Origin of the sequence: Candidatus Albibeggiatoa sp. nov. BB20 (assembly GCA_016744725.1) — a bacterium.
GTDB lineage: Bacteria > Pseudomonadota > Gammaproteobacteria > Beggiatoales > Beggiatoaceae > Albibeggiatoa.
In genome coordinates, this window is the sequence record JADGDW010000146.1 from 4,737 (window position 1) to 11,279 (window position 6,543).

Below are 6,543 nucleotides of genomic sequence, written 5' to 3' on the forward strand. Positions count from 1 at the left end.
GTTAAGCTTTGCAACTGGCCAATTTCTGGCGGTAAGCTTTGTAATTGATTTACCGATAAATTTAAACTCGTTAAGCTTTGCAACTGGCCAATTTCTGGCGGTAAGCTTTGTAGTTTGTTCCTAGATAAATCTAACGTTGTTAAGCTTTGCAACTGGCCAATTTCTGGCGGTAAGCTTTGTAACTGGCCAATGCTTCGCGAGAAGCTTCCGATTTGGAATTGGCTGTAACCCAAATATAACGTTGTTAAGCTTTGCAACTGGCCAATTTCTGGCGGTAGGCTTTGTAATGGGTTATTGTATAAATTTAACTCAGTTAAGCTTTGCAACTGGCCAATTTCTGGCGGTAAGCTTTTTAATCGGTTATCTCTTAAATCTAACCAAGTCAAGCTTTGTAACTGCCCAATTTCTGGCGGTAAGCTTTTTAATCGGTTATCTCTTAAATCTAACCAAGTCAAGCTTAGCAACTGTCCAATTTCTGGCGGCAGCTCTACAAGTTTATTCCCATTTAGTATAAGTTTTTGTAAATGCTTTAAAAAAGACACCTGTTTTGGTATTTGAGTTAAAGACAAATAAGATAAGTCTAATTCGATCACTTGCTGTTGTGCATTTTTTGTTACAAGCTCTGTTAAACTTTTCCCCAATTCCTGCTCTAATCGTTGAATAATCTCTAAATCACTGAGTTCTTCAAGCAACGAATCAAAATAATTGCGAATGGCTTCAATGCCTTGATTGGCAATTTCCAAGCTTGGTTGTTGTAGAGGATTACCCCATATCCATAATTCCAGTTCAGGATTTAAATTACTCATTTCTGGTGGTAAAGTTTTCAACTGATTATTTTGTAACCATAAAACCGTCAGTTTTTGTAATTGACCTATTTCAGATGGCACGGTTTGCAACTGATTTGAACCTAAATACAAACCTTTTAAATTGACTAATTGTCCGATTTCTGCGGGAAGCGTGGTCAGTTCATTTTCATATATGCTTAAATAATCCAAGTTTTGCAATTGGTTAACTGTTTCAGGGATTTGGCTGATTTGATTGTCACTTAAATTGAGTTCTGTTAAGTTTTGCAATTGTGTTAATCGAGCAGGAAATTGGCTGATTTGATTTTGTGATAAAGATAATTTTGATAAATGCTCAAAAGCAAAAATAAACTGCGGAACAGTCGATAAATCAGAGCGAGATAAATTTAAACCAACAATGTGATTGTTCGCATCCAAAGCATAAGCATTTCGATGTCCCATGACTTTATTAATACTGGTTTGAGTTAATGATTTATCAATCACCTTTTCTAAAAGTTTGATAACGTCCAAATCTGGCAAAGCTTGTAACTCAGAGAGACTATTCCAAATAATTTGTTGCTCGCCATTGGAATCAATATGCTTGATGTCAGCAACAGGTTGCGACGCTCCCAAAGGATAATTATTTCCAAATAAAAGGCTAAATTGAATTGTACTCAGTTCGGCATAACTATCAAACAACACAAAAGTTTCTGTATCGGCTCGATTCCAACCACCTGTGGTTTGAAATTCGATATTATTTCCGATAACTTCTAAACCCGCTTGAATCGTTGAACCGTCCGCACTGCTCACTTCAGCAATATAATCACCCGCTTCTAATTCAGGTGTAATATGTTCTTGACCAGAATTCATTAAAGTCGGTTCATAAAACGCAATCCGTTCGCCGTCCACAATTCGATATAATGCCGCTAAAATGCTTTGAGTTTCATCAAGATAATTATGAGGAATAAAACTAATACTTTGCGGTTCTGGAAGGATGAAACTTGTCCAATGCACGGTTGATTGTGATAAATCTGCGATTGAACGGGTGGTAAAGTTGTTAAAGCTTTGTGAATCAGAGCTTAGGCTTAAACCTAAAATCCCTGCTGTACCATCATCTGGTAGCGTGGTGCTAAGTTGATAAGTCCCTGCTTGCTCTAATTGTAAACTATAATCACAACGGTTTTGAGTACAGTCTATGGTTGCGGCAGGCAACACACTGCTACAGCACAAATACAGCAAAATGCCGTAAATGTACCAAGGTCTACGAATTGTCATAATGCGGTTTCCAAAAATTTAAATAAAAAGGATTGCATTAAGTTATAGACCAGAAATGAATAATTGCAAATTTTGCGGGGAATTTTGATAAGAAGGGGCAACATATTGCGTTGCCTTGAGATAAGGACTGGCAATCCTTAAAAAACTGCCAGTCCTGTATTACTTTAAACTAATAAACTTTAATCCAAGAAACTACGCAATTGCTCAGAACGACTAGGATGACGCAATTTACGCAATGCTTTGGCTTCAATTTGGCGAATCCGCTCACGCGTCACATCAAACTGTTTGCCCACTTCTTCTAACGTATGATCCGTGTGCATATCAATCCCGAATCGCATCCGTAATACCTTGGCTTCTCTCGGGGTTAAACTATGCAACATATCCTGAGTGGCACGGCGTAAACCTTCAAAAGTCGCAGAATCCAACGGCGCAGGAATGCTAGTATCTTCAATAAAATCACCTAAATGCGAATCTTCATCATCACCGATAGGGGTTTCCATTGAAATAGGTTCTTTAGCAATTTTTAATACCTTACGCACTTTGTCTTCAGGCATTTCCATCCGTTCTGCCAACTCATCTGGCATCGCTTCACGGCCTTTTTCTTGCAAAATTTGGCGCGAAACACGATTGAGTTTATTAATGGTCTCGATCATGTGCACAGGAATACGAATGGTACGCGCTTGATCCGCAATAGAACGGGTAATCGCTTGACGAATCCACCATGTTGCATAAGTTGAGAATTTATAACCACGGCGATATTCAAACTTGTCCACCGCTTTCATCAAACCAATATTGCCTTCTTGAATTAAATCCAAGAATTGTAAACCACGGTTGGTATATTTTTTCGCAATCGAAATCACCAAACGCAAGTTAGCCTCAATCATTTCTTTCTTAGCGCGACGGGCTTTCGCTTCACCAATCGAAATACGCTTGTTAATATCTTTAACTTCATCTAAATGTAAATGACATTGTTGTTCGATATCAAGTAAAAACTCTTGTTGTTCACGTATTCGGTCAGCATGATTATTCAGTTTATCAACATAACCACGCCCACTTTTCAACAATGCGGCGATCCAATCTGGATTGGTTGAATTATTTTTAAAACTGGAAAGAAATTCACGTTTTTCCATACCCACATCGCGTACACAAATATCACGAATACGGTTTTCATGTCCGCGGATTTCAGCCACAGTATCGCGTAATTTAATCGTTAAATCTTCGATTACTTTAGGTAAGATTTTGAACTCTAAAAAGTATGCAGAAACTTCTTTACGCAAGTTTTTAAATTCATCAGAATCAATGCCCTGTTGTTCACGCGCCGCAATCAAACGAGCATGTAAATCACCTAAATGCCCAAAGCGTTGCTCAGCTTCTTCCATATCTAAATTATCATCAGCAAGTAATGATACATCCGCCGCTGCTGCTTCATTTTCCTCTACACCATCAGGTTCAGTATTGCCACGATTACTAATAGCACTCAATGGTGGGTCAGCGACTGCGACTGCTGCTACACTTTCTTCAGTTTCTTCTTTATCATGGAAACCTGAAATAATATCACTCAATTTACGTTCTTGGGTTTTCACCATATCAAAGCAAGATACAAATTCGCCCACAATATCAGGATGGGTCGCCAATGCAGATAACGCTTGACTCAAGCCCTCTTCAATCCGTTTGGCAATTTTGATTTCACCTTCACGAGTCAATAAATCCACCGTACCCATTTCGCGCATATACATTCGCACAGGATCAGTTGTACGGCCAAATTCATTATCTGTACTAATCAATGCCGCAGCCGCTTCTTCAGCCGCATCATCATCAGCCGTCACCTCTGATTCAGCCATCAACAACGCATCAGCATCAGGGGCAAACTCATGTACAGAGATGCCCATATCGTTAATCATGTTGATAATGGTGTCAATTTGTTCAGGGTCGGCGATATCGTCAGGTAGATGGTCATTCACTTCGTGATAAGTGAGGTAACCTTGCTCTTTACCCTTAGCGATGAGCTGTTTTAAGCGCGATTTTTGTTGCTCTTGATTCATGGTGCTTTTGAGTACCCTTGTGCTTTTGGGGTTGTGTGAATACAACAGGTTAATTTTTATTTTAGTTATATAAACCACAATCGTTGTAATTATAGCAAAGCATTTTCAGTTTGCTTGTTTTGTGGCAGAAAAATTTTAATTATTGATTTGAAAAAAGTGATTTTTTACTTAGATTCAGCGAAACTTAAACAATTGGGCTTCATCTTTATAAAGTTGCTCTAATGCTTGTTGCTCAGAGGCGGTTGCAATACCTTGCTTAATTTTTTCTAATAAACTTTGTTTACGCTGGCGCACACTAGAGCAATATTGTAATTGTTCTATCGCACTGGTAAATTCTTGCAATATCTCTTGTTCAGATAATAAATGTGTATTTAAAGATAATGAAGTCAAGTAATTAAGCTCTTTGGTATTTTGCCAATGTTCTAACATAATCGCCGTGTTGACATGGGGGTTTTGATGAATAAATTCAACCAAGCGTATTAATAAATTAGCTTTTTCATCTTGCACATACTGAAATTTATCAACCTGTTCCACTTCCTCAGCAAGGCTAGGCATTTGAATTAACAAGCGCAGTGCCTTTTCAGCTAAAGAAGGAATACTTTTTGATGCACGTTTATTTTCAGACTGTGTTTGTTTGTTTTTAGTAAGTTTAGACGACTTCTTGAAATTTGCACCTTCAAAACCCAAATTGGCACTGATTTCTTCCAATCTTTTGAACATCAAGCGGTAATATTCTGAATTTTTTGGTAATTGCTCTAAAAGCGGAATCACATTTTTTTCAGCGGTTCTTTTTAGGTTAGCAATACTTTCAGGTGTATGTGGCTGCTCTGGATCAATGTCATTTAATAAATATTCATCGAATAAAAACCCAGATAATAATTTAGCTTGATTTAAATAGGTTTCAAATTGTGCTTTACCATATTGACGTACAAAGCTGTCAGGGTCTTCACCATCAGGTAAAAATGCAAATCGAATTTTTCGGCCGTCGAATAACACAGGCAATGCCACTTCTAATGCCCGCTTAGCTGCTTTATAGCCTGCACTATCGCCATCGAAACAAAAAATGATCTCAGGTACAGTGCGAAATAAACGGTTTAAATGTTCGATTGAGGTTGCTGTACCCAAGGTTGCAACGGCATTCATTACATCAAATTGAGCTAAAACCACCACATCCATATAACCTTCAACAATCACAACACGCTGTAAATTTTTTTGTTTTTTAACCAAATGCCAGCCATATAATTCTTGTTTTTTTTGAAAAAGAGCTGTTTCTGGTGAATTTAAATATTTTGGCTTACTATCATCTAAAACCCGACCGCCATAAGCAATCACTTGCCCTTTTTGATCATGAATAGGAAACATCACCCGATGGCGAAACCGATCATAACGGCGTTGAGATTCTTGCTTTTCTGAAATCAATCCAACATCAATTAATTGCTGAATTTTTTGTGCATCTGTACCGAATTGTTTTAATACATTGTCCCAAGCTTGCGGCGCGTAACCAAGTGCATATTGTTCGATAATATCGGCATTGAGACCACGTTGTTTAAAATAATCTAAACTTATGGGAAACAATTGCAATTGCTGTTGATAAAATTGTGTTACTTGCTGTAAAACTGTATATAAATTGTCATTTTTAACCTGGACTGGCTGAACTTCTATATTGTCATCATATTCAACTTCTAAACCGCAATTACCTGCAAGCTCTTCAACCGCATCATTAAAATCTAAATGATTATGTTCACGTAAAAAAGTGATGGCGTTACCATGCGCACCGCAACCATAACAATGATAGGTTTGTTGCTGTGGATAAACTGTAAATGATGGGGTTTTCTCATTATGAAATGGGCACAAGCCTTTATAATTTGCCCCTGCTTTTTTTAATGGGACTTGTTTATCGATAATATCTATTAATTCAGCATGTTGTAGTAATGTATCAATAAAGTGGGCAGCAACCAATTTGGACATATTGATTTCGGTAAAATTCAGAGCAAACAATAAATATAGACCATATTTCTATTTTTGCCACATTCATTGTTTAAATTTAGCAGATTTAGGAACGTATTCTGGTCAAGAATATTTTCCAAGATATAGTGAATTTCTTGTTATGTGTTAGGACTGGCAGCCCTTTAATATTTTAAATATCAAACACTTTAAAATTTGAGGACTGCCAGTCCTGTATCACTTTAAAATAAAACGACTATACCACTGTCGAAATTAACACAGGTGTGATTGCTGTGACAGTCAATGTTTTATCCAAAAGCAGAAACAGGCACTATTACAGTCGATAACTTGTAAAGTAGATAAATCTAATATTTAAGGTTGTTTTGGGGGAATGGCATAAAATATAAAAAATCTAAGATTTGATATAACATAATTCTGACAGTAGATTCTGATAAAAATAGTAATAATAACTTACTTTATATATGTAAATACCTATTCCC

Annotated in this window: 3 protein-coding genes; all 3 read right to left on the minus strand. The window is 37.1% G+C overall.

What is annotated here, in order from left to right; all coding sequences use genetic code 11:
- Nucleotides 1-2,057, minus strand: a 2,057-nt coding sequence (locus ABXH34_RS14655; RefSeq protein ID WP_353572631.1) for a leucine-rich repeat domain-containing protein, incomplete at its 3' end; no start/stop codon positions are given.
- Between the two features lie 179 nt (nt 2,058-2,236).
- Nucleotides 2,237-4,099 (minus strand): RNA polymerase sigma factor RpoD, encoded by a 1,863-nt coding sequence (rpoD, locus tag ABXH34_RS14660; RefSeq protein WP_502710417.1) that lies wholly within the window; start codon nt 4,097-4,099, stop codon nt 2,237-2,239.
- A gap of 174 nt (nt 4,100-4,273) precedes the next feature.
- Nucleotides 4,274-6,067, minus strand: coding sequence for a DNA primase (gene dnaG, locus ABXH34_RS14665; protein ID WP_353572633.1), 1,794 nt, complete (start codon nt 6,065-6,067; stop codon nt 4,274-4,276).
- Nucleotides 6,068-6,543: the final 476 nt, after the last annotated feature.